This is a genomic window from Kitasatospora sp. NPDC004669, assembly GCF_040609455.1.
Taxonomy (GTDB): Bacteria; Actinomycetota; Actinomycetes; order Streptomycetales; family Streptomycetaceae; genus Kitasatospora.
In genome coordinates, this window is sequence record NZ_JBEXKB010000002.1 from 291,142 (window position 1) to 315,906 (window position 24,765).

General features: G+C 73.4%; 19 protein-coding genes. 6 read left to right on the forward strand and 13 right to left on the reverse strand.

All coding sequences use genetic code 11. The features are described 5' to 3' along the window. Window positions 1–58: 58 nt before the first annotated feature. Together lysA and ABZW30_RS03170 are read right to left on the reverse strand one after the other, a co-directional pair. Entirely contained in the window at window positions 59–1,402 is a 1,344-nt protein-coding gene (gene lysA / locus ABZW30_RS03165) for a diaminopimelate decarboxylase (RefSeq protein ID WP_355669297.1), read from the reverse strand. Between the two features lie 38 nt (window positions 1,403–1,440). Continuing rightward, window positions 1,441–1,626, reverse strand: a complete 186-nt coding sequence (locus tag ABZW30_RS03170; RefSeq protein WP_355669298.1) for a hypothetical protein — start codon at window positions 1,624–1,626, stop codon at window positions 1,441–1,443. A gap of 352 nt (window positions 1,627–1,978) precedes the next feature. On the opposite strand from ABZW30_RS03170, the gene kdpB reads away from it, so the two are divergent. Beyond that, complete coding sequence (gene kdpB, locus ABZW30_RS03175) at window positions 1,979–4,162, forward strand: potassium-transporting ATPase subunit KdpB (protein ID WP_355669299.1); 2,184 nt, start codon at window positions 1,979–1,981, stop codon at window positions 4,160–4,162. Between the two features lie 175 nt (window positions 4,163–4,337). Further along, complete coding sequence (locus tag ABZW30_RS03180) at window positions 4,338–4,823, forward strand: universal stress protein (RefSeq protein ID WP_355669300.1); 486 nt, start codon at window positions 4,338–4,340, stop codon at window positions 4,821–4,823. Window positions 4,824–4,825: 2 nt separating this feature from the next. On the opposite strand, the gene ABZW30_RS03185 is transcribed toward ABZW30_RS03180, so the two are convergent. Continuing rightward, window positions 4,826–6,013, reverse strand: coding sequence for an alpha/beta hydrolase-fold protein (locus ABZW30_RS03185; RefSeq protein ID WP_355669301.1), 1,188 nt, complete (start codon window positions 6,011–6,013; stop codon window positions 4,826–4,828). 582 nt (window positions 6,014–6,595) lie between these two features. On the opposite strand from ABZW30_RS03185, the gene ABZW30_RS03190 reads away from it, so the two are divergent. Beyond that, a complete protein-coding gene (locus tag ABZW30_RS03190; RefSeq protein ID WP_355669302.1) occupies window positions 6,596–7,069 on the forward strand; it encodes a hypothetical protein in 474 nt (157 codons plus the stop codon). A 122-nt stretch (window positions 7,070–7,191) separates the two neighbouring features. Here the strand turns inward: ABZW30_RS03190 and ABZW30_RS03195 are convergent, their stop codons facing one another. From ABZW30_RS03195 to ABZW30_RS03230, 8 genes are all read right to left on the reverse strand, one after another. Further along, the gene (locus ABZW30_RS03195) at window positions 7,192–9,165 is read right to left on the reverse strand and encodes an Ig domain-containing protein (RefSeq protein WP_355669303.1); all 1,974 of its coding nucleotides are present in this window, start codon (window positions 9,163–9,165) and stop codon (window positions 7,192–7,194) included. A gap of 426 nt (window positions 9,166–9,591) precedes the next feature. After that, window positions 9,592–10,212: a hypothetical protein gene (locus ABZW30_RS03200; RefSeq protein ID WP_355669304.1), complete on the reverse strand. Its 621-nt coding sequence runs from the start codon at window positions 10,210–10,212 to the stop codon at window positions 9,592–9,594. Window positions 10,213–10,480: 268 nt separating this feature from the next. Continuing rightward, the gene (locus ABZW30_RS03205; protein ID WP_355669305.1) at window positions 10,481–10,927 is read right to left on the reverse strand and encodes a hypothetical protein; all 447 of its coding nucleotides are present in this window, start codon (window positions 10,925–10,927) and stop codon (window positions 10,481–10,483) included. Between the two features lie 125 nt (window positions 10,928–11,052). Beyond that, entirely contained in the window at window positions 11,053–12,390 is a 1,338-nt protein-coding gene (locus tag ABZW30_RS03210) for a nitrate/nitrite transporter (protein ID WP_355669306.1), read from the reverse strand. Next, window positions 12,387–12,746, reverse strand: coding sequence for a nitrite reductase small subunit NirD (gene nirD / locus ABZW30_RS03215; protein ID WP_355669307.1), 360 nt, complete (start codon window positions 12,744–12,746; stop codon window positions 12,387–12,389). Before nirD ends, ABZW30_RS03210 begins: the two co-directional genes overlap by 4 nt. Further along, complete coding sequence (nirB, locus tag ABZW30_RS03220) at window positions 12,743–15,331, reverse strand: nitrite reductase large subunit NirB (RefSeq protein ID WP_355669308.1); 2,589 nt, start codon at window positions 15,329–15,331, stop codon at window positions 12,743–12,745. The genes nirD and nirB overlap by 4 nt, the downstream gene beginning before the upstream one ends. Next, the gene (locus ABZW30_RS03225) at window positions 15,328–16,551 is read right to left on the reverse strand and encodes an FAD-dependent oxidoreductase (RefSeq protein WP_355669309.1); all 1,224 of its coding nucleotides are present in this window, start codon (window positions 16,549–16,551) and stop codon (window positions 15,328–15,330) included. The genes nirB and ABZW30_RS03225 overlap by 4 nt, the downstream gene beginning before the upstream one ends. Further along, the gene (locus ABZW30_RS03230; protein WP_355669310.1) at window positions 16,548–18,686 is read right to left on the reverse strand and encodes a molybdopterin oxidoreductase family protein; all 2,139 of its coding nucleotides are present in this window, start codon (window positions 18,684–18,686) and stop codon (window positions 16,548–16,550) included. The genes ABZW30_RS03225 and ABZW30_RS03230 overlap by 4 nt, the downstream gene beginning before the upstream one ends. A gap of 192 nt (window positions 18,687–18,878) precedes the next feature. Between ABZW30_RS03230 and ABZW30_RS03235 the strand changes: the two genes are divergently transcribed. After that, on the forward strand, window positions 18,879–20,003 hold the full coding sequence (locus ABZW30_RS03235) for a uroporphyrinogen-III synthase (RefSeq protein ID WP_355669311.1): 1,125 nt from the start codon (window positions 18,879–18,881) through the stop codon (window positions 20,001–20,003). After that, on the forward strand, window positions 20,000–20,707 hold the full coding sequence (locus ABZW30_RS03240) for a sirohydrochlorin chelatase (protein WP_355669312.1): 708 nt from the start codon (window positions 20,000–20,002) through the stop codon (window positions 20,705–20,707). Before ABZW30_RS03235 ends, ABZW30_RS03240 begins: the two co-directional genes overlap by 4 nt. Before the next feature lie 139 nt (window positions 20,708–20,846). On the opposite strand, the gene ABZW30_RS03245 is transcribed toward ABZW30_RS03240, so the two are convergent. Beyond that, window positions 20,847–22,913, reverse strand: coding sequence for a phosphocholine-specific phospholipase C (locus ABZW30_RS03245; RefSeq protein ID WP_355669313.1), 2,067 nt, complete (start codon window positions 22,911–22,913; stop codon window positions 20,847–20,849). Window positions 22,914–23,086: 173 nt separating this feature from the next. Further along, a complete protein-coding gene (locus tag ABZW30_RS03250) occupies window positions 23,087–23,989 on the reverse strand; it encodes an alpha/beta fold hydrolase (RefSeq protein ID WP_355669314.1) in 903 nt (300 codons plus the stop codon). A 56-nt stretch (window positions 23,990–24,045) separates the two neighbouring features. Here ABZW30_RS03250 and ABZW30_RS03255 point away from each other — a divergent pair, with 56 nt between their 5' ends. Beyond that, window positions 24,046–24,648 carry a TetR/AcrR family transcriptional regulator gene (locus ABZW30_RS03255; RefSeq protein ID WP_355669315.1) on the forward strand — a complete coding sequence of 201 codons (603 nt, stop codon included), beginning with the start codon at window positions 24,046–24,048 and terminating at the stop codon, window positions 24,646–24,648. Window positions 24,649–24,765: the final 117 nt, after the last annotated feature.

The following is a 24,765-nucleotide window of genomic DNA, read 5'->3' on the forward strand; positions in this document are numbered from 1 at the left end:
TCCCGGGCCGGCGCGCGGGGGATTCGGCCGGACCGGGCGGTTCGGCAGGAAGTCCACCTCAGCGGCCGACTTCGCGGAGGCGGAAGTCCTCGACCGTCTCACGGCGGATCAACAGGCGGGCGCGCCCGTCCCTCACCGCCGCCACCGCCGGGCGGCCGACCAGGTTGTAGCCCGAGGCCATCGACAGCTGGTACGCCCCGGCGGCGGGAACCGCCAGCAGGTCACCCGGGCGCAGGTCGGCGGGCAGCACCGCATCGCGGACCAGTACGTCGCCCGCCTCGCAGTGGCGGCCGACCACGTCGACCCGGGCCGCGCCCGCATCGGAGCGGCGGCCCACCAAGCGGACGCTGTACGGCGATCCGTACAGCGCCGGTCGCGGATTGTCGCTCATTCCGCCGTCTACCGCGACGAAGCAGCGTCCGTCCGCCGTGTGCTTCACCGACAGCACCCGGTAGACCGCCACTGCCGCCGGCCCGGCGATCGCGCGGCCCGGCTCGACGATCAAGCGCGGCACCTCCAGCCGAGCCTCGGCGCACCGCACCGCCAGCCGGTCGGTCACCCGTGCCGCGAACTCCGCGAGGTCGAACCCCGCGTCCCCGGCCAGGTACTTGATGCCGTGGCCGCCGCCGAGGTCCAGCTCGGGCAGCTCCACGCCGTGCCGGTCCCGCACCTCGGCGAGCAGCCGTACCAGCGCGTCCACCGCCTGGAGGAACGGTTCGGTCTCGGTGATCTGCGAACCCAGGTGGCAGTGCAGGCCCGCGAGTTCAAGGCCGGGCTGGTCAAGGACCCGGGCGATCGCGTCGGCCGCGTCGCCGCCCTCGATCGGAAAACCGAACTTCTGCCCGCCGACACCGGTTCGCACCGCCGTGTGGTGTCCGGCCGCGATCCCCGGCACGACCCGGATCAGGACCTTCTGCGGGGTGTCGGCGGCGACCAGCGCGGCCAGCCGGGCGATCTCGGCCGGGCCGTCGATGACGATCCGGCCGACCCGCAGCCGCCGCGCCAACCGCAGCTCCTCGGGAGACTTGGCGTTGCCGTGCAGCAGGATCCGCTGCGCCGGGAACCCGGCCGAGACGGCCAGCCACAGTTCGCCGGCGGAGCAGACGTCCAGGCCGAGGCCCTCCTCCGCGACCCAGTCGGCCATCGCGCTGCACAGAAAGGCCTTGGCCGCGTACAGCACCTCGGCGTGCGGCAGCGCCCGCCGGTAGGCCCGCGCGCGACTGCGCACCTCGCCCTCGTCGACCACATACAGCGGGGTGCCGAACCGCTCGGCGGCCTCGGCCAGCCCGACCCCGCCGACCAGCACCTCACCGCCCGGGCCGGGCCGCGCCGAGGCCGGCCAGGGGCCGCCGAGCGCGTCGGCGGGGGCCGTGGTGACGGGTGGGGCGATGAGCTGGGTCATGGCGGCTACTCCTTCGAAGAGTCGAGAGATGCGGCGGGTCAGTCGTCGTAGTGCATCGCGAACCGGCAGTGCGCCGGGCGGGTCCGGGCGTGGTCGGCCGCCGGTTCCGGCGGCTCGGGCTGGTCCTGGTGTCCGGTGGCGGGCACCAAGCGGACGGTGCGCTCCAGCGGCCGGCCGAGCCGGTCGAGCTGGTCGACGTCGATGACGGCGGTGGCGGTGGTCACGGCGGGCTCCTCGGGTCTGTGGCGCGGGCCGTCGTCCGGCGGCCCCGGTTCCAGTGGAGACCCTCCGTACGCCGATGGCACCCGGCCTTGACGCACGGCCTACGCGTCGGGGGCGTACCTTGACGACTTCCTGACATCACCCGCGCCGAACAGGAGTTCGTGCAGGTCGGAGCCCGAATCGATCACGATGTCAGGGAACTGTCAAGGATGGCCGTTTCGCCGCCAAGCCCGCGTCAAGACCCGGACGGCGCGCCCGGATCCGGTGGTGGGCTGTCGGCCGTTCCCCGTCGCCACCGAGCACGCCGTCCCGCCGCCGAGGCGCTCCGGGCGGCCCGGAAGGTCCCCCGAGACGATGCGCCGTTCGGCCCTCACCCCACCGGATGCCACCGCCACCCGAACCGACTGGTTCCGTCGCCCGGCCCCCGGGCCCGAGCAACCACCGGGGCACCCCAGCCACCGGCCGTCCTCACCCAGAGGCCGCCGCACGCTGATCACCCGCCGGCAGCTGGCCGAGGCGCTGCCCGCCGCCGTCCGCAAGCTCCATCCGCGCGTGATGGTGCGCAACCCGGTGATGCTCGTGGTCGAGACCGGCTCGGCGCTCACCACCATCAGCGCGGTGATCCACCCGAGCGTCTTCGCCTGGGTGATCTCCTTCTGGCTCTGGCTGACCGTGCTGTTCGCCAACCTCGCCGAGGCCGTGGCCGAGAGCCGCGGCAAGGCGCAGGCCGACTCGCTGCGCCGCGCGCAGGCCGGGACGACGGCCCGACGGCTGCTGCACTGGCGGGTCGGCACCCGCGACCACCGCCACGAGGTGCTCCCCGCCGAGGAACTGATGCTGCACGACATCGTGCTCGTGCCGGCCGGGGAGGTCGTCCCGCAGGACGGCGAGGTGGTCGAGGGCGTCGCGAGCGTCGACGAGTCGGCGATCACCGGTGAGTCCGCACCCGTCATCCGCGAGTCCGGCGGCGACCGCACGGGCGTCACCGGAGGCACCAAGGTGCTCTCCGACCATCTGATCGTGCGGGTCACCTCCCGGCCCGGGCAGAGCTTCGTGGACCGGATGATCTCCCTGGTCGAGGGCGCCAACCGGCAGAAGACCCCGAACGAGATCGCGCTGAACATCCTGCTCGCCTCGCTGACCATCATCTTCCTGCTCTCGGTGGTCTCGCTCCAGCCGATGGCCATCTACGCGCACGCGCCGCAGACCACCGTCGTGCTGGTCGCGCTGATGGTCGCGCTCATCCCGACCACGATCGGCGCGCTGCTGTCCGCGATCGGCATCGCCGGGATGGACCGACTCGTGCAGCGCAACGTGGTCGCGCTCTCCGGCCGGGCGGTGGAGGCCGCCGGGGACGTGGACGTGCTGCTGCTGGACAAGACCGGCACCATCACCCACGGCAACCGTCGGGCCGTCGCGCTGCACCCGCTGCCCGGCGCGACGACGGAACAACTCGCCGAGGCGGCGCAGTTGGCGTCCGTCGCGGACGAGACCCCGGAGGGGCGCTCGCTCATCGAGTTGACGAACCGTCAGTACTGGGTGCCGCCAAGGGCTCCCGGCGAACTCGGCGAGCAGCAGCCCGTCCCGTTCACCGCACACAGCCGGATGAGCGGCGTCGACCTGCGCTGGCCGGACGGCAACGGCTGTCTGATCCGCAAGGGCGCGGCCGCGGCCGTCGCCCGCTGGGTGGTGGAATCCGGCGGACGGCTGCCGATGGAGGCCAAGCCGCTGGTCGACCGGATCGCCGAGGCCGGCGGCACCCCGCTGCTGGTCGCCGTGCACGACCGACACGGCGCCCGGGCGCTGGGCGTGGTCGAGCTCAAGGACGTGGTCAAGGAGGGCATCGCCGAACGTTTCGCCGAGCTGCGGCGGATGGGCATCCGTACCGTCATGGTCACCGGCGACAACCCGCTGACCGCCAAGGCGATCGCGGAGGAGGCGGGAGTGGACGACTTCCTCGCGGAGGCCACCCCCGAGGACAAGCTCGCCCACCTACGGCGCGAGCAGGCCGCCGGGAACATGGTCGCGATGACCGGCGACGGCACCAATGACGCCCCGGCGCTCGCCCAGGCCGACGTCGGGGTCGCGATGAACTCCGGCACCCCGGCCGCCAAGGAGGCCGGCAACATGGTCGATCTCGACTCCAACCCGGCCAAGCTGATCGACATCGTCCGGGTCGGCAAGCAACTCCTCATCACGCGGGGCGCGCTGACCACCTTCTCGATCACCAACGACGTGGCCAAGTTCTTCGCGATCATCCCCGCGATGTTCGCGAACGCCTACCCCGGGCTGCACCACCTCAACGTCATGGGCCTGCACAGCCCCACCTCGGCGATCGCCTCCGCGATCATCTTCAACGCGCTGATCATCATCGCCCTGATCCCCCTCGCCCTGCGCGGCGTGCGCTACCAGCCCGCCTCCGCCACCGACCTGCTCCGTCGCAACCTCCGTGTCTACGGACTCGGCGGGCTGATCCTCCCGTTCCTCGGCATCAAGGCGATCGACCTGCTGATCCAGTTCGTGCCGGGACTGGGGTGACGCCCCCGGGGCCTGTCAGGAGTACGTCAAGATGTGTGCGACCGGCGTCATGACGGTGTCAGCGACAGTACGGACGGTGCTGTTCCGGAGTTCACTGGAGTCATCCGAAGCAGGGAGTACCGAACCGGCGGAACCCGACCGGAGTGAGCTACCGGAGAGACGGAGGCGAACGGCCATGACCGGCACATCCCGAGTGATCGTCGGCCTGAGCGGATCACTGAGCAGTCTGGCCGCCCTCTACCACGCCGTCGGCGAGGCGGCCCGGAACGAGGCCGTGCTGGTGCCCGTCGCCGCGTGGACGGCGGGCGACAAGGACGGCCTGCGCCCGCTCTCCGAACTGGAGCACGCCGCCCGGCGCCGCCTGGACGTCGCCTGCGAGCAGGCCTACGGCGGCTACCCGGCCGGGCTGGTCATCCACCCGCTGGTGGTGAACGCCGAGCCGGGGCGCGCCCTGGTCGCCGCCGTCAGCGGCCCGGACGACCTGCTCGTCCTGGGCGCCACCACCCGGCGCGGCCTCGACCGGCTGCGCGGCGGCTCGGTGGCCCGGCACTGCCGGCAGCGGGCCGGCTGCCGGGTGGTCGAGGTCTCGCCCTCGGCGCTGCTGACCCGGCTGGAACTGCCCGCCCGCACCGGGGCGCCGCTGCCGCTGCTCGCACGCTGACACTACGAGGCATCCGCCAGGTGGGAGCTGAGCCAGGTCAGCGAGGGCGGGAGCAGCCGGTTCCAGGTGGTGAAGTTGTGGCCGCCGGCGTCCACCGTCGCCTGGGCCACCACCAGGGGCGGACGGGCAGCCACCGCGAAGGCCGTGGAGTCGGCGTAGGTGCTGCCGTCCTCCTTGCTGTCGGCGAGCAGCACCGCGACGTTCGGCATCGGCAGGTGGGCCAGCCGCCAGTTGAGGTCGGCCGCGTCGCGGCGCTGTCCGCTGCCGGCGAAGAGGTCGCCGGTGGTGACGTCGTCGGCGGCCTTGAAGTAGCCGGAGAGCGAGACCGCGGCCGGGAAGACCGCCGAATGCTCCATGCCGAGCTTGACGGCGCAGTAGCCGCCGGTGGAGTCGCCCATGACGCCCAGGCTGTCCGCACCGCCCAGCACCCGGTAGGAGGCCCGTAGGTCGGCGGGCACGTCGGTGGTGAAGTAGGTCTGGGCCTGCGGGCCGTGCGGGACGTCCTCGCACTCGCTGTCCCGGGGCATGCTGGGCGAGGGCCGCATCAGCACGAGGACGGTGGGCTTCATCGTCCCCTTGCGCAGCAGGTCGAGTTCGGTGGCCGGGTAGCGCAGCTTGGTGACCAGGTTGGTGGCGTCCCCGGGGAAGCCGGTCATCACCAGCACGGCCGGGAAGTGCCGGCCCTCGTTGCCGGGCCGGAAGTACTGCGGCGGCAGGTAGACGTACCCGTCGGTGCTCAGGCCGGTGGTGGTGCCGGGCAGCCGGACCTTGTCGAGTCGGCCGATCTGGGCCGCGTCGCGGCCGGCCGAGCCGGCGCCGGTGATCTCCGCCGTGCCCAGCACCTGCGCCCCCGCCGGAGTACCGGACGGGCTGCCCGCCGGGGTGCCGGCCGGGCTGCCGGCCGGGGTGCCCACTCCGCCCGTACCGCCGCCGACGCCCTGGATGACGCCTGCGCCGTGCTCGTGCCCGAGCAGGTCGGACCAGCTGCTGTAGAAGACGAAGTAGTCGTTGACGGCGAGCCCGAGGGTGGCGAGCAGGGTCAGCTGGGTGACGGCGATGGTGCCGAGACGCATGAACATCGCGGGCCAGCTGCGGACGGCGAGCTTGGGCCAGACCCAGAGCGTACCGAGCACCGTGGCCACCACGAGCAGTGCCGCCAGCGCCAGCAGTTTGTGACTGGTGAGTCCCATCCGTCCCGGCCTCCTCTACCACTGTGGACCACCGGCCGGGGAAGCGACTTCCCGTACTCAGGGTAACTCCGACGTCACTGTCGATGTCACTCTCGCCGGTCGGCCATCGCCTGCCACACCTGGTCGCGCAGGAACGGCGGGTCGGCGAAGCGGATGCCGGTGGCGTCGCGCAGCGCGCTGGTTGATCACCCGGGGGGGGCAGCCGGGGAGTCGGCCGCTCCGCATGCCAACTTCGACAAGACTGTCGAAGTTGGCATGGCCGGGCTATGCTGTCGACGGGTCCGAAGGCGAGTCCCCGCCCCCCGTCGACGTCCGCACCACCCCGGCGCGCCCGACCGGAAGGAGGCGAGACCCATGGACCGCAGGAGTACGGCTCGCGACCACTCCCACTCCCGAACCCCCGAGTCCGCCTCCGGCGGAACTCGGCTCCCCCGGCGGCTTTCTGACGTAGCGTCAACTCGATAGCCGGTCTTCCATCGCCTGGTCGTCCGGGCGTGCCCCGGGCCGCCCGCCGCCGTTGTACGGAAGGTGAGTCGCCGCGCCCGCCCCCGACCCCCGGCCCCGCCGAGGAAGAGGTTCCCCATGACGACGTCCCGGCTCTTCCCGCGCCCGCGCGAGGCGGCGGTGCTGCTGACCGTCCTCGGGCTGCTCGTCCTGGAGGAGGTCGCCCTCGGTATGGCGGAGGAGGAGGACCGCCCGATGATCGGCGGCATCCTGATCGCCGCCTCCTGTTCCGGGCTGCTGCTGGTCGGCGCGGTGCTGTTCAGCCGCTGGCTCGACACCCGCCGCCCGCTCCCGCTGCCGCCGCTCGGCCCCAACGGACGCGAGTACAGCGCCCGCGCGCTCGAAGGCTTCCCGATGGACGCCGTCCGCCCCCTGCTGCTCGCCGAACACGCGCCCCAGCTCGGCCAGTTGTACTCGGCCTGGATGCTCGCCAAGGCCGGCCGCCCGGCCCCGTGGATCGCCCGGCGGCTCGACCTCCCCCTCGACGTCGCCCAACTCCTGGTCGACGCCGCCCGTGCACAACCCGGGACCCGGCCGATGACCGGGCCGTGACCCCCGGGCCGTGATCGCAGCGGCGTCGGCCCCGGCACCGCAACGCGGGGTGCCGGGGCCGACGTTCGGGCGCCGGGGCCTGTCCCGTGGGCCCGGCGAGGACCCGAGGGACAGGCCTCAGGTCAGCTCTCGTGGGCCGAGGCGTCGTCGATCAGGAACGCGGTGGTCGGGGTCGTGCCGGTCTCGTGGGAGACCAGCTTGAGGCCGATGGTGGTCCCCCAGCCGACCTGCCCGATGACCGGGGAGAGGTCCACCGACTGGAACTGGTAGCCGCTGGTCGGGTTCTGGCTGCTCCAGGTCTTCACCGTGCCGATCGGCTGCCCGGTGTACTGGTTGATCGCCACCAGCGACAGTGTGTCGGGCGCGGCGGTGGAGGCGTTGGTCGACTCGGTGTCGAGCCAGAAGGAGAAGGTCGCCTGCCCGTAGCCCGGGTAGGTGTTCAGGTACGTGGTGATGGAGTCGTCCGTCCCGGTGTTCTGGCCGAGCCAGGCGTACCACGAGCCCGAGTGCGGCGCGTGCAGGCTGGACGGGGTGATGATGTTGTACCCCGACGGGCCCCAGGAGTCCGTCATCACCGTGTGGTTGACGTCCGCCGAACCGTTCTCGAAGCCGGGGTCGATGAGCTGCTCGATCGCGCCGCAGCCCGGCCGGTCGGTGGCACTGACGTTCTCCCAGAAGCCGGTGGACGCGGCCTTGCCCGCGCCGTCGGTCGCCGTCACGGTGATCCGCTGGTAGCCGTTGGTCGCGGCGGCGGTGCCGGAGATCACCCCGCTCCGCGCGTCGATGGCCAGCCCCTGCGGCAACCCGGTGGCGCTGTAGGTGAGGGCCGAACCGCTGCTGGACACGCCCACCGCCGGGACCGACAGCGGCTGCCCGGCCCTGTCGACCCGGTCGCACATCGTGCTCACCGAGACCGGCGGACTGGCCACCACCGGGTCCGAGGCCATGCACAGGTGGTCGGCGTTGGACCACAGGGTCTGCAACGGGAAGCTCCCGGTCGACAGGCTCTCGAAGAACAGCCCGCCGTTGGCGCCCTGCGGGATCCAGGCGCACTTGTCACCGACCTCCTGGCCGGTGGCGTCGGTCCAGCCGCCCGGGGTGTTCGGGTCGGTCACCGTCTCCGCGTACTCGTGGCCGCCGATGATCCCGTAGCCGTCCAGTCGACCCCTCGGAGTGTTCTCGCCGAACCAGTTGGTGCCGCAGCCGGCCACGTCCGTCAGGTACGGCATGTTGGTGTAGGCGAGCTGGCCGTACGGCGAGCGCTGGAAGTCGTGCCAGGCGCAGTAGCCCAGCTCCTTCCACTTGTCCGGGTCGGCGCCCTGCGGCGAGTCGATGATGTACTGGACGTTGCGGTTCTGCGCCTCGGTCAGGTTGCCGAAGTGCTTGGCGGCGGCCAGTGCCTCGGCACCGAGCTGCGGCTCGGTCGCGGCCTGCGGCGCGGGCGCGCCGTTGTCCACCCAGACGCCCGCGAGCACGCTCCCCGCCTGCGGGTACGGGATGTGGGCGGACCCGGCCGGGCACTGGACGGAGCCGGCGGCGATGCCCTCGCAGTACTGGGTCAGGACGGCACTCCAGCCGTCGCCGGCGCTGCCGAGGCCCTTGAAGAAGTCCTGCTGGTACGGGGCGGCCTGATCCGGGTCACCGGTCGTCACGACGTCGCCGGTCGAGTTGGTCGAGGGCGTGCCCCACTGAGAGCCCCAGAGCACCAGGTAGACCTTGGGGGCGCCGATCACCACTCCGGTCGACTCCTGGCCACCCTTGTAGGTGACCTGGAGGTCGTACTGGTTCGCGACGGAGCCGTCGCCGTTCTTGCCGGTGCCCGGGTCGGCACCGTCCACCAGCTGGGGAGCCTTCTTGTCGGCGGTGGCGACCGGGCCGGTCCTGGCGGCCCTGGCCCGACGCGGACCGGACTTCTGCGGGACGGCGGCCGTCTTCGGGGTGCCCGGCTGGGCCACCACGGTGGCGGTCTCCGCCTTGTGGGGCTCGGCCATGGCGGTCAGCGGGCTGCTCAGCCCGGCGCCGGCCAGGGCGGCCGCGAGCGCCACCAAGGCGGTGCGTCGGCCGCGTTGGAACAGGCGGGATCGGAATCTGATCACGGGTCGGGTTCCGTCTCTCGTGACGTGGGGGGGAGGGTGCGCGTTCGCGGTGCGCGTGCGGAGTCGACAGATCGTCAGCACGATTGCGGCAGGGGATGGGGAACCGGATCCCGCCCGGACCGCTATGCAATGCGCCATATGATATTTCACTGAACATCGTGCACAAGGCCCCGCGCGCGACGCGGAGCGGCGCCACCCACCCGCGGCCGCACACCCCGGTCACACCTCGGCGCGCCGTCGCGCCCACCCCACCTGGCCCGATGGCCCCCGAACCGGCGCCGCCGACACCGGATCGCCAACTCGGCGACCCGGCGCCGATTTTAACTTCCCCTTACCCGAATCGACCTCGCCTTGGAACTCCCGCGGCCGGGAGCACTGTCGGACGCACCGCCAGGGGCCCGCCCAGGAACTCGACCAAGCACCCCGTCAGACGCGTGGGCCCGCGTTCGCCTGCGCCACCAGGTACGGCACCAACCCGCGCTCCGCCAGCGCCGATCGCCAGGCGGCCCGCGCCTCCACCAACTCCCCCAACCCCTGCGCCGCTTCGGTCTCCACCGGCCTCTCTGCCCGGGCCGCCGCCCCCAGCAGTCCCAGCCCGCCGACCAGCAGGCACACCGCCGCCACTGCGGCGGCCACCCAGCCGGCGGTCACCACCGCCTTGCCCAGCACCTCCATGTCCTCGGCCAGCCCGAGCAGGTAACCGAGCAGCAGGAGCGCCGCGGCGGCCGCCGCGGCGGTGATCGGCACGATCACCCCGAGCACCCCCCACCACCCGGAGACCCGCTCCCGGGCCGGCGCGTCCACCGGCAGCCGCGCCACCGAGTCGGCGTCCGCCCGCAGCGCCGCGTAGCGCTCGTACTCCGGCGCCGCCGCGGCCAGCACGTACTCGGCGTTCTCCCGGGCCGTCCGCCGCAACCGCTCCACACCCCGCGCGTCCTCCCCGCCGTCCCGCAGCGCGGCCCGCACCTGCGGCGTCGCCAGTGCCCTGCCGAGCTCCGTCTCGAAGTCGGCCCGGTCCTGCTGCGGCAGTCGAAGCGGCCTGTCCATGGTGTGCCCCCCGTTCGCTCGTCACCCGTGGGCCATTAGTTCTACAGCACTGTAGAACAAGCGACCAAGGTAGAGCAGCCCTGCTCACCTGTGGGATCGAGAAGAAGGAAGGGCCACCTCACCCGGAGCGGCCCGGAAGGATCGCCACGCCGACGGCCCGCAGGAGGGGCGGCGGGCCGAAACGGCGAGCGCCGCCCCGGAGATCGGGGCGGCGCGGCCTGGAGTCCGAGGACAGGCCCCTGAGCGGGGCGACGGCCCGGACGGACCGTCACTCGGTGACGAGCTCCACCCGGCGGGAGTCGGCCGCCGCCGACGGGGTGGCGCCGATGTTGGAGACGGTGGCGATGACCACGGCCTCCGCACCCGGGATCCAGTTGACGGTCTTGGACTGGACGGTCAGCTGCCGCTGCTGCTGCGTGCCGTCGCAGACGATGTCGGCCTCGGCCGTCCGACTGGAGCCGAAGGCGATCGAGGCGGAGTCCTGCGGGTCCTTCTGCTCGACCGAGACGGTGAGCGAGCGGGCGTCGTCGGCCACCGAGCAGACGTAGCTGACGTCCACCCGGACCCGGCCGGGGACCTTCGGATCGATCCGGGCGTCTCCAAGGGTGACCACTGTGGTGACCGGGTCCGGGTCAGCGGCCGGGGCGGCCTGGGCAGCCGGGGCCAGGCCGACGAGGGCGGTGGTGAGGGCCGTCACGATGATCCAGCGCTGCACTGCAACCTCCGGGGGTTTGGGGCGTGTCGCGGCCGACGCTAGCCGCCGCCCCGGGCACCCGCGCGCCGAGTCGTCCGATCGCCGTACGAACGACCCGGCGTCAACACGGCCGATCGGGTGTCCCCTCACCGCCGCCGGAGCCAGACCGCCCAGGTGAGCACCGAGCAGAACACGTATGCCGCCAGGAACCCCAGGTACGCGGTGTCCCCGTTGTGGCTGGCCTGGAAGGACTGCCGGAAGGCCAGGTTGACCAGCACCCCGCCGAAGGCCCCGATCGCCCCGGCGAGCCCGATCAGCGCCCCGGCCCGCCGCCGGGAGCCGGCCTCGGCGGCCTCCGGGTCGGCCCCCGCCGCGACACTCTTCCGGGCGATCGACTGGAAGTGGGCGGGGATCATCTTGTACGTCGAACCGTTGCCTATCCCGCTGAGCACGAACAGCGCGATGAACCCGGTCAGGAACAGCGGCAGCGAGCCCGCCCGGGAGGCCGCCAGCACGACCGCCGTCCCGGCTCCCATGGCGACGAAGGTCGCCAGCGTGACCCGGGCACCCCCGTACCGGTCGGCGAGCCGCCCGCCGACCGGCCGCAGCAGCGAGCCCAGCAGCGGCCCCAGGAAGGTGAGCGCGGCGGCCTTGACCGGGGTGTCGAAGCGCTCGTGGAACTGCACCTGCAGCACCTGCCCGAACGCGAAGCCGAACCCGATGAAGGAGCCGAAGGTGCCGATGTACAGCGTGGAGACCGCCCAGCCGTACGGGTCACGGGCGACCTCGCGCAGCGCCCGCCCCTCCCCCGAACTCGCCGCTGTGGCCGGCAGGTTGTCCATCTTCCACCAGGCCCCGGCCGCCGCCAGCACGATCAGCGGCAGGTAGACCAGCGGCAGCAGCCGGGGGTGGGCGGCGCCGGCGGTGGCCAGCACCAGCAGCCCGAGCAGCTGGACGGCCGGGACGCCGAGGTTGCCGCCGCCCGCGTTGACGCCGAGCGCCCAGCCCTTGAGCCGGTGCGGGTAGAAGGCGTTGATGTTGGCCATCGAGGAGGCGAAGTTGCCGCCGCCGACCCCGGCCACGCAGGCCACCGCGAGCAGCGTCCCGTACGAAACGCCGGGCTCCAGCACCACGGCCGCCAGCACGGTCGGCACCAGCAGCAGCAGCGCGCTGATCACCGTCCAGTTGCGCCCGCCGAACCGGGCGACGGCGAAGGTGTACGGCAGCCGCAGCAGCGCGCCGAGCGCGGTGGGCAGGGCGGTGAGGGTGAACTTCCCCGCCGTGTCGATGTGGTACTGGGGCCCGAGGAAGAGCACCAGTACCGACCAGAGGCTCCACACCGAGAAGCCGATGTGCTCGGAGAGCACGGAGAAGACCAGGTTGCGCCGGGCGATCCGGGCCCCGCCGCGCGCCCAGAACTCCTCGTTCTCCGGGTCCCAGCCGCTGAGTGCGGCGGGCGTTCTCGCGTCGAGGACGGTCGTCATGCCGCCGCCTCCCCGTCGAAAGCCCTGACCGGCCAGCGCCGCAGCACGGCGGGGGTGCCGTCGGGGGCGGTGTCCTCGTCCAGGCATCGCCCGTCGGTGAGGTCGTAGACCTGCTTGTACATCGGCGAGATCAGGGTCGGCCGCTCGCCGCGGCTGCCGATCAGGCCGCGGGAGAGGACGGGGGCCCCGCTGAACGGGTCGAGGTTGTCGACGGCGTACAGCTCCCCGGCGCGGTCGCGGAAGAGGGCGACCTGTCCGGCGTCGGGGAGCAACACCGCGACGCCGCGGCCGGGTTGGAGGTCGGCGAGGGAGCAGACGGTCTGCCAGCGGGTGCCGTCGTGGATCTGTACGGTCACGGGGTGAGCACCTCCAGTCGGGCCCCGGCGACCAGCACCGGGGCGTTGAGGGTGTGGCTGGCCTCGCCGGGGCGGGCGGGGCGGATCTGGCCGCGTTCGGGGACGAAGGTCACGGCCGGGTCGGGGGTTCCGGGGGCGTTGACGAAGGAGGAGAAGCGCCGCAGCCGCTCGGGGTCGGCCAGTGTCTCGGCCCATTCGTCCCGGTAGCCGCCGATGTGACGGGCCATCAGTTCGTCCAGCTCGGCGGCGATGCCGAGCGAGTCGTCGAGGACCACGGCCCGCAGGTGGTCGAGGCCGCCCTCCAGCCGCTCCAGCCAGACCGAGGTGCGCTCCAGCCGGTCGGCGGTGCGGATGTAGAACATCAGGTAGCGGTCGATGGTGCGGATGAGGGTCTCGCGGTCGAGGTCGGCGGCGAGCAGGTCGGCGTGCCGGGGGGTCATGCCGCCGTTGCCGCCGACGTAGAGGTTCCAGCCGGCCGCGGTGGCGATGATGCCGAAGTCCTTGCTCTGCGCCTCCGCGCACTCGCGGGCGCAGCCGGAGACGGCGGCCTTGAGCTTGTGCGGGGAGCGCAACCCCCGGTAGCGCAGCTCCAGTTCGATGGCGAGGGTGGTGGAGTCCTGGACGCCGTAGCGGCACCAGGTCTCGCCGACGCAGGACTTCACGGTGCGCAGCGACTTGCCGTAGGCGTGTCCGGACTCGAACCCGGCGTCGACCAACTTGCGCCAGATGAACGGGAGTTGGTCGACGGTGGCGCCGAACATGTCGATCCGCTGACCGCCGGTGATCTTGGTGTAGAGGCCGTGGTCGCGGGCGATCTCGCCGATCACGATCAGGCCCTCGGGGGTGATCTCGCCGCCGGGCACCCGGGGGACGACCGAGTAGGAGCCGTTGCGCTGGAGGTTGGCGAGGAAGTGGTCGTTGGAGTCCTGCAGGGCGCCCTGCTCGCCGTCCAGGATGTGGCCGTTGCCGAGGCTGGCCAGGATGGAGGCGACGGTCGGCTTGCAGATCTCGCAGCCCTCGCCGCTGCCGTGCTCGGCGAGCAGCTCGGAGAAGCTCGCCGGCCCGGTGACCCGGACGATCTCGTACAACTCGGCCCGGGTGTGGGCGAAGTGCTCGCACAGGCCCTTGCCGGTGGAGACCCCGGCCGCCTCCAGCTCCTCGGTGACGACGGTGCCGAGCTGCTTGAGGCAGCTGCCGCAGCCGGTGCCCGCCCGGGTGCACTTCTTGACGGCGGCGACGCTGTCGGCACCCTGGTCGCGGACCGCGGCCCGGACGGCGCCCTGGGTGACATTGTGGCAGGAGCAGAGCACCGCGTCGTCGGGCAGCGCGACCGGTCCGGCGGCCCCCGCGAACCCGGCGGGGAGAACGAGCTGTTCGGGAGCGACGGTGAGCGGCTTGCCGGCCACGGCGAGCGGGCGCAGGACGCCGTAGCCCTCGGTGTCACCGACCAGGACGCCGCCGAGCAGCGCACCGTCGGAGCCGATCACCAGCTTGCGGTAGACGCCGCTGCGGCTGTCGCTGTAGAGCACGTCGAGCGCGCCCTCGGCACTGCCGTGCGGGTCGCCGAAGCTGGCGACGTCCACGCCGAGCAGCTTGAGCTTGGTGGACAGGTCGGCGCCGGTGAAACCCTCGCCCTCCTGCTCCGCGATGGTCCGGGCGGCCGTCTCGGCCATCAGGTAGCCGGGGGCGACCAGGCCGTAGACCCGGCCGTCGACGGCCTGGGCGCACTCGCCGATGGCGAGGATCGCCGGGTCCTCGGTGCGGCACCGGTCGTCGACCACCACGCCGCCGCGCTGGCCGACCGGCAGTCCGCAGTCCCGGGCGAGCTGGTCGCGGGCGCGCACCCCGGCGGAGAAGACCACCAGGTCGGCGGGCAGTTCCCGCCCGTCGGACAGGGCGAGGCCGCGGACCCGGCCGTCCGGGCCGGTGAGCACGCCGCTGGCGCCGGCGCTGGTGTGCACGGTGACGCCCAGGTCCTCGATCTTGCGGCGCAGCGCGGCGCCGCCGCCGTCGTCGACCTGGACGGCCATCAGCCGGGGCGCGAACTCCACCACGTGGGTGGCCAGGCCCCCGGCCCGCAAGGCGCCCGCCGCCTCCAGGCCGAGCAGTCCGCCGCCGACCACCACGCCGGTCCCGGCGGTGGCGGCCTCGGCGCGGATGGCGTCGACGTCCTCGATGGTGCGGTACACGTGGCAGCCGGGGGCGTCCGTGCCGGGCACGGGCGGCACGAAGGGCACCGAGCCGGTGGCCAGCACCAGGACGTCGTAGCGGACTTCGACACCGGACCGGGTGGTGACGGTCCGCCCGGCCCGGTCGATCGCGGTGGCCGGGTCGCCCAGGCGCAGGTCGATGCCGTGCTCGGCGAGGAAGCCGGTGGGGCAGAGCGCGAGGTCCTCGACGGTGCCACCGTCGAAGAGCGAGCTGAGGTGGACCCGGTCGTAGGCGGGCCGGGGCTCCTCGGCGAGCACGGTGACCCGCCAGCCGCGCGCGGCCGGCTGCTCGGTCCAGGCCTCCAGGAAGCGCTGGCCGACCATGCCGTGGCCGACCAGGACGAGGTCCCGGACAGTGCGGTCGTCAAGGGTCATCGCGCTACTCCAGTCATTGCGGTTCCTCGGGTGAGCAGGTGCAGGGGGTGGCCGGCGAGCGCGCCGCCGTCGGCGAAGGCGCCGGCCAGCGCGTCCACGGTGGCCAGGTCGCCGAGCAGGATGGCGCCGACCAGCCGGTCGCCGCGCAGGACGAGCTTCTTGTAGCTGCCGCGGGTGGCGTCGGTGAGCCGCAGCACGTCGAGGCCGGGGTCGAGGGTCTCGTCCACGGTGCCGAAGGCCGCGTACTCCAGGTCGCCGGTGCTGAGCCGGGCGCGTGGGCTGGTCCCGGGGTAGCGGGCCTCGGGCTCGGCGCCGGAGAGCCGGCGGGCGAGCACGTCAGCCTGTTCCCAGGCGGGGCCGGCCAGGCCGTGGACGGTGCCGCGGTGCTCGGCGCAGTCGCCGATCGCGGACACGTGCGGGGCGGCGGCCAGTCGGTCGTCCACCAGGATCCCGGTGTTGACCGGCAGTCCGGCGGCGTGGGCCAGCGCGGTGCGCGGGCGGGTGCCGCAGGCAAGGACCACCAGGTCGCAGTCCAGTCGGTAGCCGCTGGCCAGCTCCACGGCGCCGACCCGCTCGCCCCCGTGCACGGCCCGGGCGCGGTTGCCGGTGTAGCAGTCGACGCCGAGCACCTGCAACCGCTCGCGCAGTACGGCGGCGGCCTCCGGATCGAGTTGACGCTCTATCAGATATGGTGCCTGGTGGACGATTTCGGTGCGCACGCCGAGCGCGGCCAGCGCCCGGGCGGCGCTCACCCCGAGCACCCCGCCGCCGATCACCACCGCCCGTTTGGCGCCGACGGCCTCCTCGGCCAGCCGGGCGCAGTCCTCCAGGGTGCGCAGCGTGTGCACGCCCTCGACCAGGCCGTATCCGTCGGTGCGGCGCAGCCCGCGGACCGGCGGGAGCACCGGGTTGGCGCCGGTGGCCAGCACCAGTTCGTCCCAGCGCTCCACGGTGCCGTCGGCCAGCCCCAGGGTGCGGGCGTTCAGATCGAGGGCGATGACCTCGCAGCCGGGCCGGGCCGACGCCCCGCCGAGCGGCAGGGCGATCGACTCGGCGTCGTAGCGCCCGGTCAGCACCTCGGCGAGCAGCACCCGGTTGTACGGGGCGCGCGGCTCGGCTCCGTACACGGTGACCGCGCCGGCCCCGCCGAGGGCGCCGTAGCGCTCGGCGAAGCGGGCGGCCGCCATGCCGCCGCCGACCACGGCGATTCTGGGGGTCATGACGTCACCTCCTGCTGGGCGCGCTCCACCCGGACGGCGCAGAGCTTGAACTCCGGCATCCGGGAAACCGGGTCGAGCGCCGGGTTGGTGAGGCTGTTGGCCCGGCCGGCGCCCGCCCAGTGGAAGGGCATGAAGACGGTGTCCGGCCGGATGGCGTCGGTGATCCGCGCCGGGGCGACGGCCCGGCCGCGCCGACTGGTGACCGCGACCGGCTCGCCGTCCGTGATCCCGAGCCGCTCGGCCAGCCGCGGGTGCAGCTCGACGAACGGGCCGGGGGCGGCGGCGTTGAGCTCGGCGACCCGGCGGGTCTGGGCGCCGCTCTGGTACTGGGAGAGCACCCGGCCGGTGGTCAGGAACAGCGGGTACTCCTCGTCCGGCTCCTCGCCGGCCGGGCGGTGGGTGACCTCGGCGAAGCGGGCCCGGCCGTCCGGGGTGGCGAAGCGGTCCAGGAACAGTCGCGGGGTGCCCGGGTGGTCCGGCGTCGGGCAGGGCCAGAACACCCCGTCCTCGGCGGCGATCCGCTGGTAGCTGATGCCCGCGTAGTCGGCGTCGCCGCCGGCCGAGGCGCGGCGCAGCTCGGCGAAGGCCTGCTCGGCCTCGGCCGGGAAGCCGTCCGCAACGCCCAGCCGGGCGGCCAGCTCGCGCAGCAGCCACAGCTCGCTGCGCACCCCCTCGGGCGGGTCGAAGGCACGGCGACGCAGGATCACCCGGCCCTCCAGGTTGGTGGTGGTGCCGTCCTCCTCGGCCCACTGGGTGACCGGCAGCACGACGTCGGCGAGCCTGGCCGTCTCGGAGAGGACCACGTCGGCGACCACCAGCAGGTCCAGTGCGCGCAGCCGTTCGGTGACGTGCCCGGCGTTCGGCGCGGAGACCGCCGGGTTGGAGCCGGCCAGCAGCAGCGTCCGGACGCCGCCCGGTCGGCCGAGGGTGTCCAGCAGCTCGTACGCGGACTTGCCGGGGCCGGGCAGCTCGGCCGGGTCGACTCCCCAGACCGCCGCGACGTGCTGCCGCGCCGCCGGGTCCTCGATCGAGCGGTAGCCGGGCAGCTGATCGGCCTTCTGGCCGTGCTCGCGCCCGCCCTGGCCGTTGCCCTGGCCGGTCAGGCAGCCGTAACCGCTGTACGGGCGGCCGGCCTTGCCGGTGGCCAGGCACAGGTTGATCCAGGCGCCGACGGTGTCGGTGCCCTTGCTCTGCTGCTCCGGGCCGCGCGCGGTGAGCACCATGCCGGTGTCGGCCCGGCCGAACAGCCGGGCGGCCTCACGGAGTTGGTGGGCGGGCACGCCGGTGATCCGCTCCACCCGGTCGGGCCAGTGGGCCATCGCCGACTCGCGGGCCCGCTCGAAGCCCGACGTCCTTCGATCGACGAACTCGCGGTCCACCAGGCCGTCCGCGATCACCAGGTGGAGCAGGCCGAGGGCAAGCGCCAGGTCCCCGCCGGGGCGGGGCTGCAGGTGCAGGTCGGCCAGCTCGGCGGTGCGGGTGCGGCGCGGGTCGACCACGATCAACGTGCCGCCGTTCTCCCGCAGTTCGCGGAAGTAGCGGACGGCGGGCGGCATCGTCTCGGCCGGGTTGCCGCCGACCAGGATCAGGCACCCGGTGTACGGGATGTCCGCGAGGGGGAACGGCAGTCCGCGGTCCAGGCCGAAGGCCCGGCGGTGCGCGGCGGCGGCCGAGGACATGCAGAACCGGCCGTTGTAGTCGATGTTGGCGGTACCCAGCACCACCCGGGCGAACTTGCCCAGCAGGTACGCCTTCTCGTTGGTGAGCCCGCCGCCGCCGAACACGCCCACCGCGTCCGGCCCGTGCTCGGCCCGGGTCCGGACCAGCCCGGCGGCCACCCGGTCCAGGGCCTCCGGCCAGCTCGCCGAACGCAGCGGGGCGCCGGGCCGGTCGCGCAGCAGCGGGCCGGTCAGCCGGACGTCCCGGTCCAGCAACGCGGGCGCCGAGCGGCCCTTGCCGCACAGCGCGCCCCGGTTCACCGGGAAGTCCGGGCGCTCCAGCACCTCGACCGGCTGGTCCGCGCCCGGTCGGCCCGAACGCGCGGCCGGCGACAGCCGCATGCCGCACTGCAGCGAGCAGTACGGGCAGTGCGTGTCGGTGGCCGTGGCGAGGACGGCGGGGCTGGTCAACGTCATGCCGAGAAAGGTGACCGCCCGCTGTTTCGCGATCGGGTCGTCAATGTTGCGGGCGCGGTACGCCTCGCTCACGGCATCCGGCCGCCAGGGTGCACGGCCCGACATCTGCCGTAACCGGAGCGGCACTTTCGCTTACCGGCGGGTGACGGCCGGGCAATGCCCCCGTAACACGCGCAGCGCACGCTGGCGGGCATGGCAGCAACCCCCACTCCGCCAGGACCGCTCACCGGCTTCACCGTCGGCGTCACCGCCGCGCGCCGCCGCGAGGAGCTCACCGCCCTGCTCACCCGGCGCGGCGCGCAGGTGGTCGAGGCCCCGGTGCTGCGCATCCTGCCGCTCCCCGACGACCTCGCACTGCGCGAGGCCACCGACCGCTGCCTGGCCGCCCCACTCGACTACGTGGTGGCCACCACCGGCGTCGGCTGGCGCGGCTGGATGAGCGCGGCCGAGGGCTGGGGCCGGGGCGCCGCGCTCGCCGAGGCCTGCCGGGGCGCGGTGGTGCTCAGCCGCGGCCCCAAGGCCACCGGCGCGGTGCGGGCCAGCGGACTGGACGAGGGCTACTCGCCGGGCACCGAGGCCACCGACGAACTGCTCACCTGGCTGCTCGCCCGCCCGCTGGCCGGGCGCCGGATCGCCGTCCAGGAGCACGGGGTCCGGCTGGACGCCTTCGCGGCGGCGCTGCGCGAGCGCGGCGCCGAGGTGATCTCCGTACCGGTCTACCGCTGGGCGCCCCCGGAGGACCCGAGCGCGGTGCGCAAGCTGCTCGACCAGACCGTCCGCCGCCAGGTGCACGCCCTCACCTTCACCAGCGCGCCAGCGATCACCGCCCTGCTCGCCGCGGCGGAGGCCGAAGGCCTGTACGCGGCGCTGATCGACGCCCTGCGCGAGGACGTCCTGCCGGTCTGCGTCGGCACCCTGTGCGCCCGCCCGCTCACCGAGCTCGGCCTGCCCGCCGTCCACCCCGAGCGCGGCCGCCTCGGCTCGCTGGTCCGGCTGCTCGCGGACACCCTGCCGGGCCGGACCCGACGTGAAATCGCGCTCTCCGGGCAGGTGTTGACGCTGCAGGGGAACGCCGCCCTGGTCGACGGCGAGAGCCACTGGCTCAGCCCGCGCGGCGCGGCCGTACTGCGGGCGCTCGCCGAACGGCCCGGCCGGGTGCTCAGTCGCGCCGACCTGCTGCGCGCCGCCTGGCCGGACGCGGCGGCCGACGAGCACGCGGTGGAGGCCGCGGTCGGACGGCTGCGGGCGGCCCTGGGGCCGCACGCCACACTGATCCGCACCGTTCCCAAGCGCGGCTACCGGCTGGCGGCGGGGTGACGGCGCCGGTGCTGCTCGCCGTCGCCCACGGCAGCCGCGACGCGGCCGCATCCACCGCAACGCGCGCGCTGCTTCGGCTTGTTCGCTCCCTGCGCCCCGAACTGACCGTCCGCTGCTGCTTCCTGGACCTCGCCCGGCCATCGCTCGCCGAGGCGCTCACCCGATTCGGGGGCGCGCGGCCGATCCTGGTGCCGCTGCTGCTCGGCACCGGCTACCACGTACGGGTCGACCTGCCCGAGGCCCTCGCCGCCGCCGATCTCCCCCACTCCCACCTCGCCTCCGTCCTCGGCCCCCATCCGCTGCTCGCCGAGGCCCTCGCCGACCGCCTCACCGAGGCCGGCGCCCCGGCCGACGCGCCCGTGGTGCTGGCCGGCGCCGGCTCCTCGGAGCCGACGGCCGTCGCCGACACCGCCCGGATGGCCCGGCTGCTGGCCGCCCGCCTGGGCCGCCTCGTCACCCCGGCCCACCTCTCGGCCGCCGCCCCCACGCCCCACCAGGCCGTCACCGCCCTCCAGACCGCCGGCCACCGCCGGGTCGCCCTCGCCGGCTACCTCCTCTCCCCCGGCTTCTTCGCCCGCCGCGCGGCCACCACCACGGCCACCTGGACCAGCGCCCCACTGGCGGCCCACCCGGCGGTCGCCCGGCTGGTGCTGCGGCGCTACGACGAGGCGCGCGCGGCCACCGAGTGCCCCGCGGCCGCCTGACCGGCCGGAAGCGGCCGGCGCGGCGGGCCCGCAAGCCCAGGCCCGGGCCGAGCCGACCGCACACCAGAGCGCAGAACACGGCGACGAGGCCCCCGGCCCGGTGGCTGGGGGCCTCGTCACGGCCGCCGGTGGGTGCCGGTCAGCCGGTGATGCCGGCGGCGCCGGTTTCGATGTGGCCGGTGGCACGGCGGCTCCAGGCGGGGTCGCTGCTGACGGTGACGGTGAAGTCGTACCAGCCCTGCGCGACGGTGACGGCGTTGAAGAAGTCCTTGACGGTGGCGCCGGGGGCGACCTGGTAGGTCCACGTACCGGTGCGGTAGTTGGTGGCGGTGATGGTGAAGGTGACGGTGCTGGTGCCGGTGTTGGTCATGGTGAACCAGAGCGCCGGCTTGCCGGTGTCCGGTGCCGGCGCGTAGGAGGTGGTGGCCTCCGCGGTCTTGCCGGCGGTGGTCGCGTTGCCGGCGAAGCGGCGCAGGGTGCGGTTGGGGCCGTACACGGTGAGGTCGTACTGCCCGTTGCCGAAGTTGGCGCCGATGTTGAAGGAGTCGCGGGCGCTGCCGTCGGTGCCGGTCGTGGCGTCGTACGGGGCGACGGTGTACTGCCAGGGGCCGCCGCCGCGGTAGGCGTTGGCGTAGACCGAGTAGTGCGCCCAGGCGGTGGCCTGCGGGCCCTGGTTGGCCATGTCGATCCAGAGCAGGATCTGGTTGTCGGCGCCGTACTCGATCCGGTCGACCCAGGCGTTGGGCTGGTAGGGCAGCGCGCGGGCGGGCTTGGTGCCGGGTTCCTGGGTGGGCATGGAGTTGGTGCCCGGGCTGGGGTTGATCTGCACGTTGGCGGTGGCCTGGCTGAGGGTGGCGCTGGTGTCGGGCAGCGCGGGCACGCCGTAGACGGGGTTGACGAAGTCGAAGGCGCCGGTGAGGTCGCCGCAGACCTGGCGGCGCCAGTCGCTGATGTTGGGGCAGACGGCGGGGGTGCCGAGGGCGGCGGTCCAGGTCTCCAGGAAGCGGATGACGCTGGTGTGGTCGTAGACCCGGGAGTCGACGAAGCCGCCGCGGGTCCACGGCGAGGCGATGATCATCGGGACGCGGAAGCCGAGGCCGATGTTGGTTCCGTTGTAGAACTCGCCGGCGGTGCCGGCCGGCGCCACGGGCGGGGGCACGTGGTCGAAGAAGCCGTCGTTCTCGTCGTAGTTGAGGAACAGGGCGGTGGAGTTGAAGACCTCCGGGTCGGCGGCCAGGGCCTGCAGCACCAGGTTGACGAAGTGCGCGCCGTTCTCCGGCGGGCCGTCCGGGTGCTCGGAGAACAGCTGGTTGGCCACCACCCAGGAGACCTGGGGCAGGGTGCCCGCGAGCGCGTCGGCCTTGATCGCGGCGGCGATGTCGTCCGGGGTCGAGCCGGTGCTGGGCACCGAGCCCATGCCGTGCTGGGCGAGCGGGCTCGAACTCGGTGCGCTGGTGAACTGGTTGAAGTAGGCGAGGGCGTTGTCGCCGAAGTTGTCGTTGGCGTTCTGGTAGACCTTCCAGCTGACGCCCGCGTTCTGCAGGGCCTCGGCGTAGGTCTGCCAGTGCAGGCCCGACTCGGAGCCGCCGTCGTAGGCCGGACCACCCGCAGTGGCACCCGGGTCGATCGTGCCGGACCACAGGTAGGTGCGGTTGGGGCCGGTGGCGGAGAGGATCGAGCAGTGGTAGGCGTCGCAGATGGTGTAGGCGTCGGCCAGCGCGTAGTGGAACGGTATGTCCTCGCGGGCCATGAACCCCATGGTTCTGTCCGACCACTTGGCGGCGATCCAGGAGTCCATGTTCCCGTTGTTCCACGCGTGGTGCTGGGTGTTCCACGAGTGGTCGAGTGATCCGTCGCACTGCGCCAGCTGCTCGGCGCTGACGCCCCACCACCAGGTGTTGGTCTTGCTGAGCTGCCACGGGTACTGCCGCCCGCTGCCGTTCGGCTGGTTGAACACGCTGTTGCCGCCCGCGATCTGGATGGCGGTGCGGTCGCCGAATCCGCGCACGCCCTTGAGCGTGCCGAAGTAGTGGTCGAAGCTGCGGTTCTCCTGCATGAGCACCACGACGTGCTTGACGTCGCGGATCGTCCCCGTCGTCGCGGCGGACGCGTTCGGCACCGCGCCGGGCAGGGCCGTGTCCAGCCCGATGGCCGCGCCGAGGGCGGCGGCCGAGCCGAGGAAGGTACGACGGGTGACAGGTGACACGTGGAAGCTCCGAGAAGTATGGACAAATCCGACGCCGGCGACTGTCCGGCAGCGAGATGGCTACCAGTGGGTAGCCGGGTGGCGGAGAAGTTACACCTCGCCGACGGTTGGCGGAAAGCCGAGCCCCGCCCCCGAAGACGCCGGGGGCGGGACGCAGTGCTTGAGCAGCCGACCTACGCGGCCCGCGCCTCCCGTCCGACCGAGCCGATGAAACTCAGCAGCCGCTCGTTGACCAGCTCGGGCTGCTCCAGGTTCAGCCCGTGCCCGGCCCGTTCCACGATCTCGGCCCGCACACCCGGGATCAGCCCCGCGGCCCGCTCCACCACCCGGCGCGGCCGCAGCAGGGCGCTGCGCTTGCCCACCAGCACCAGCACGGGCAGCCGGATGGACCCCAGCTCCTCATCCGTGAAAGGCCGTGCCGCCGGACGGCCGCTCGGCTTGTAGCTGCGCATGCCGAGCATCAGCGGCGCGATCATCTCGCGGGGCGCACTGAGCGCTGGGTTGGCGAGCAGCCGCCCGACGGCCGGACGCAGCGACCGTGGGGCGAGCATCCCGAACAGGCCGGCGACCATGCTGAAGTAGAACCGCGCGGGGACCTTCTCGATCCCCCCGGGGTCCAGCGGCGCGACCGAGGCGAGGCGGTCGGGTGCGTGGATGGCCTGGTTGAGGGCCAGCCAGCCGCCGTACGAGACTCCGATCAGGTGCACCCGCTCCAGTCCGAGCCCGGCGAGCACCTCCCCCAGCCAGGCCGCGTTCCCCTCCGGCCCGGCCGCGACGGCGCGCTGGACGCTGCGGCCGGGGTCGTCGAGGGTGTCGATCGCGTACACCGGGTGGTGCTCGCCCAGGGCCGCGATCTGCGGGTACCAGTTGGACGGATGCCCGGCATGGCCGTGCAGCAGCACGACCGGCTCGCCCTCGCTCGGCCCGTAGTGGTGGACGTGGACAGTGCCGTAGCTCGTCTCGACGTCGAGCTCCCGACGCGGGCTCGGCCACAGCTCCATCGCGCGGTCGTACGCCTCAAGGAACTTCGCACGAGCCGACTCGCTGACGAAGTGTCCGACGCTGGTCCTGGTCATGATCCCTCCCCGGTTGATGGTATGGTTGTACCACAAAAACATCCGGAAGGAACCCGATGCCGAAGCTGGTGGATCACGAGGAGCGGCGGGCCCACATCATCGACGCCCTGCTCCGCTCGGCGGCGAGCAGCGGCCTCCACTCCGTCACCATGCGCTCCGTCGCCATCGAGGCCGGCGTCTCCGTGCGGCTCGTGCAGTACTACTTCGACACCAAGGAACAGCTGCTCCTCGCCGCCATGACCCGCCTGGCAGCCCGCATGGGCGAACGGGTCCGGCAACGCGTCCGCGCGACCGGCACCACCACCGACCCGCTCGGCATCATCGAGGCGGTACTGCTGGAAGCCGTCCCCACCGACGAGGAGAGCCGCGCCTTCCACCTCATCTACACCGAGTACGCGGTGCTCTCCGTCACCGACCCCGCCCTCGCCGGACAGCCCTTCCTCGCCGCCCCCAACGAGATGGAGAACTTCCTGACCGCCCACCTGGCCGCCGCCCAACGGGCCGGAACCGCCGATCCCCACCTGGACGCCCGACAGGAGGCCGTCGTCCTGCTCGCCGTCTCCGCCGGCCTCGGCCTGAGCGTCCTCCTCGGCCAGCGCTCGGCCGAGGAGGCGACCACCGTCCTGCAATACCACCTCCGCCGACTCTTCCCCGGCTAGGGCACAGCGGGGCCGCCCCTCAGCCGCGCGAGCCACGCCACGGCGACCGCACCACCCACCTCCTGCGGGCGATCACCGATCAGGCCGCAGGCAGGCGGCGGAGCCCGTAACCGAACG

Bases quoted from the DNA above. Each gene is read 5' to 3' on its own strand.
- ABZW30_RS03190 (WP_355669302.1), top strand. From the start codon at position 6,596: ATGACGACGTCCCGGCTCTTCCCGCGCCCGCGCGAGGCGGCGGTGCTG.
- ABZW30_RS03200 (WP_355669304.1), bottom strand. From the start codon at position 10,212: ATGGACAGGCCGCTTCGACTGCCGCAGCAGGACCGGGCCGACTTCGAG.
- kdpB (WP_355669299.1), top strand. From the start codon at position 1,979: ATGCGCCGTTCGGCCCTCACCCCACCGGATGCCACCGCCACCCGAACC.
- ABZW30_RS03180 (WP_355669300.1), top strand. From the start codon at position 4,338: ATGACCGGCACATCCCGAGTGATCGTCGGCCTGAGCGGATCACTGAGC.
- ABZW30_RS03250 (WP_355669314.1), bottom strand. From the start codon at position 23,989: ATGACCAGGACCAGCGTCGGACACTTCGTCAGCGAGTCGGCTCGTGCG.
- ABZW30_RS03185 (WP_355669301.1), bottom strand. From the start codon at position 6,013: ATGGGACTCACCAGTCACAAACTGCTGGCGCTGGCGGCACTGCTCGTG.
- ABZW30_RS03235 (WP_355669311.1), top strand. From the start codon at position 18,879: ATGGCAGCAACCCCCACTCCGCCAGGACCGCTCACCGGCTTCACCGTC.
- lysA (WP_355669297.1), bottom strand. From the start codon at position 1,402: ATGACCCAGCTCATCGCCCCACCCGTCACCACGGCCCCCGCCGACGCG.
- ABZW30_RS03255 (WP_355669315.1), top strand. From the start codon at position 24,046: ATGCCGAAGCTGGTGGATCACGAGGAGCGGCGGGCCCACATCATCGAC.
- nirB (WP_355669308.1), bottom strand. From the start codon at position 15,331: ATGACCCTTGACGACCGCACTGTCCGGGACCTCGTCCTGGTCGGCCAC.
- ABZW30_RS03225 (WP_355669309.1), bottom strand. From the start codon at position 16,551: ATGACCCCCAGAATCGCCGTGGTCGGCGGCGGCATGGCGGCCGCCCGC.
- ABZW30_RS03210 (WP_355669306.1), bottom strand. From the start codon at position 12,390: ATGACGACCGTCCTCGACGCGAGAACGCCCGCCGCACTCAGCGGCTGG.
- ABZW30_RS03230 (WP_355669310.1), bottom strand. From the start codon at position 18,686: ATGACGTTGACCAGCCCCGCCGTCCTCGCCACGGCCACCGACACGCAC.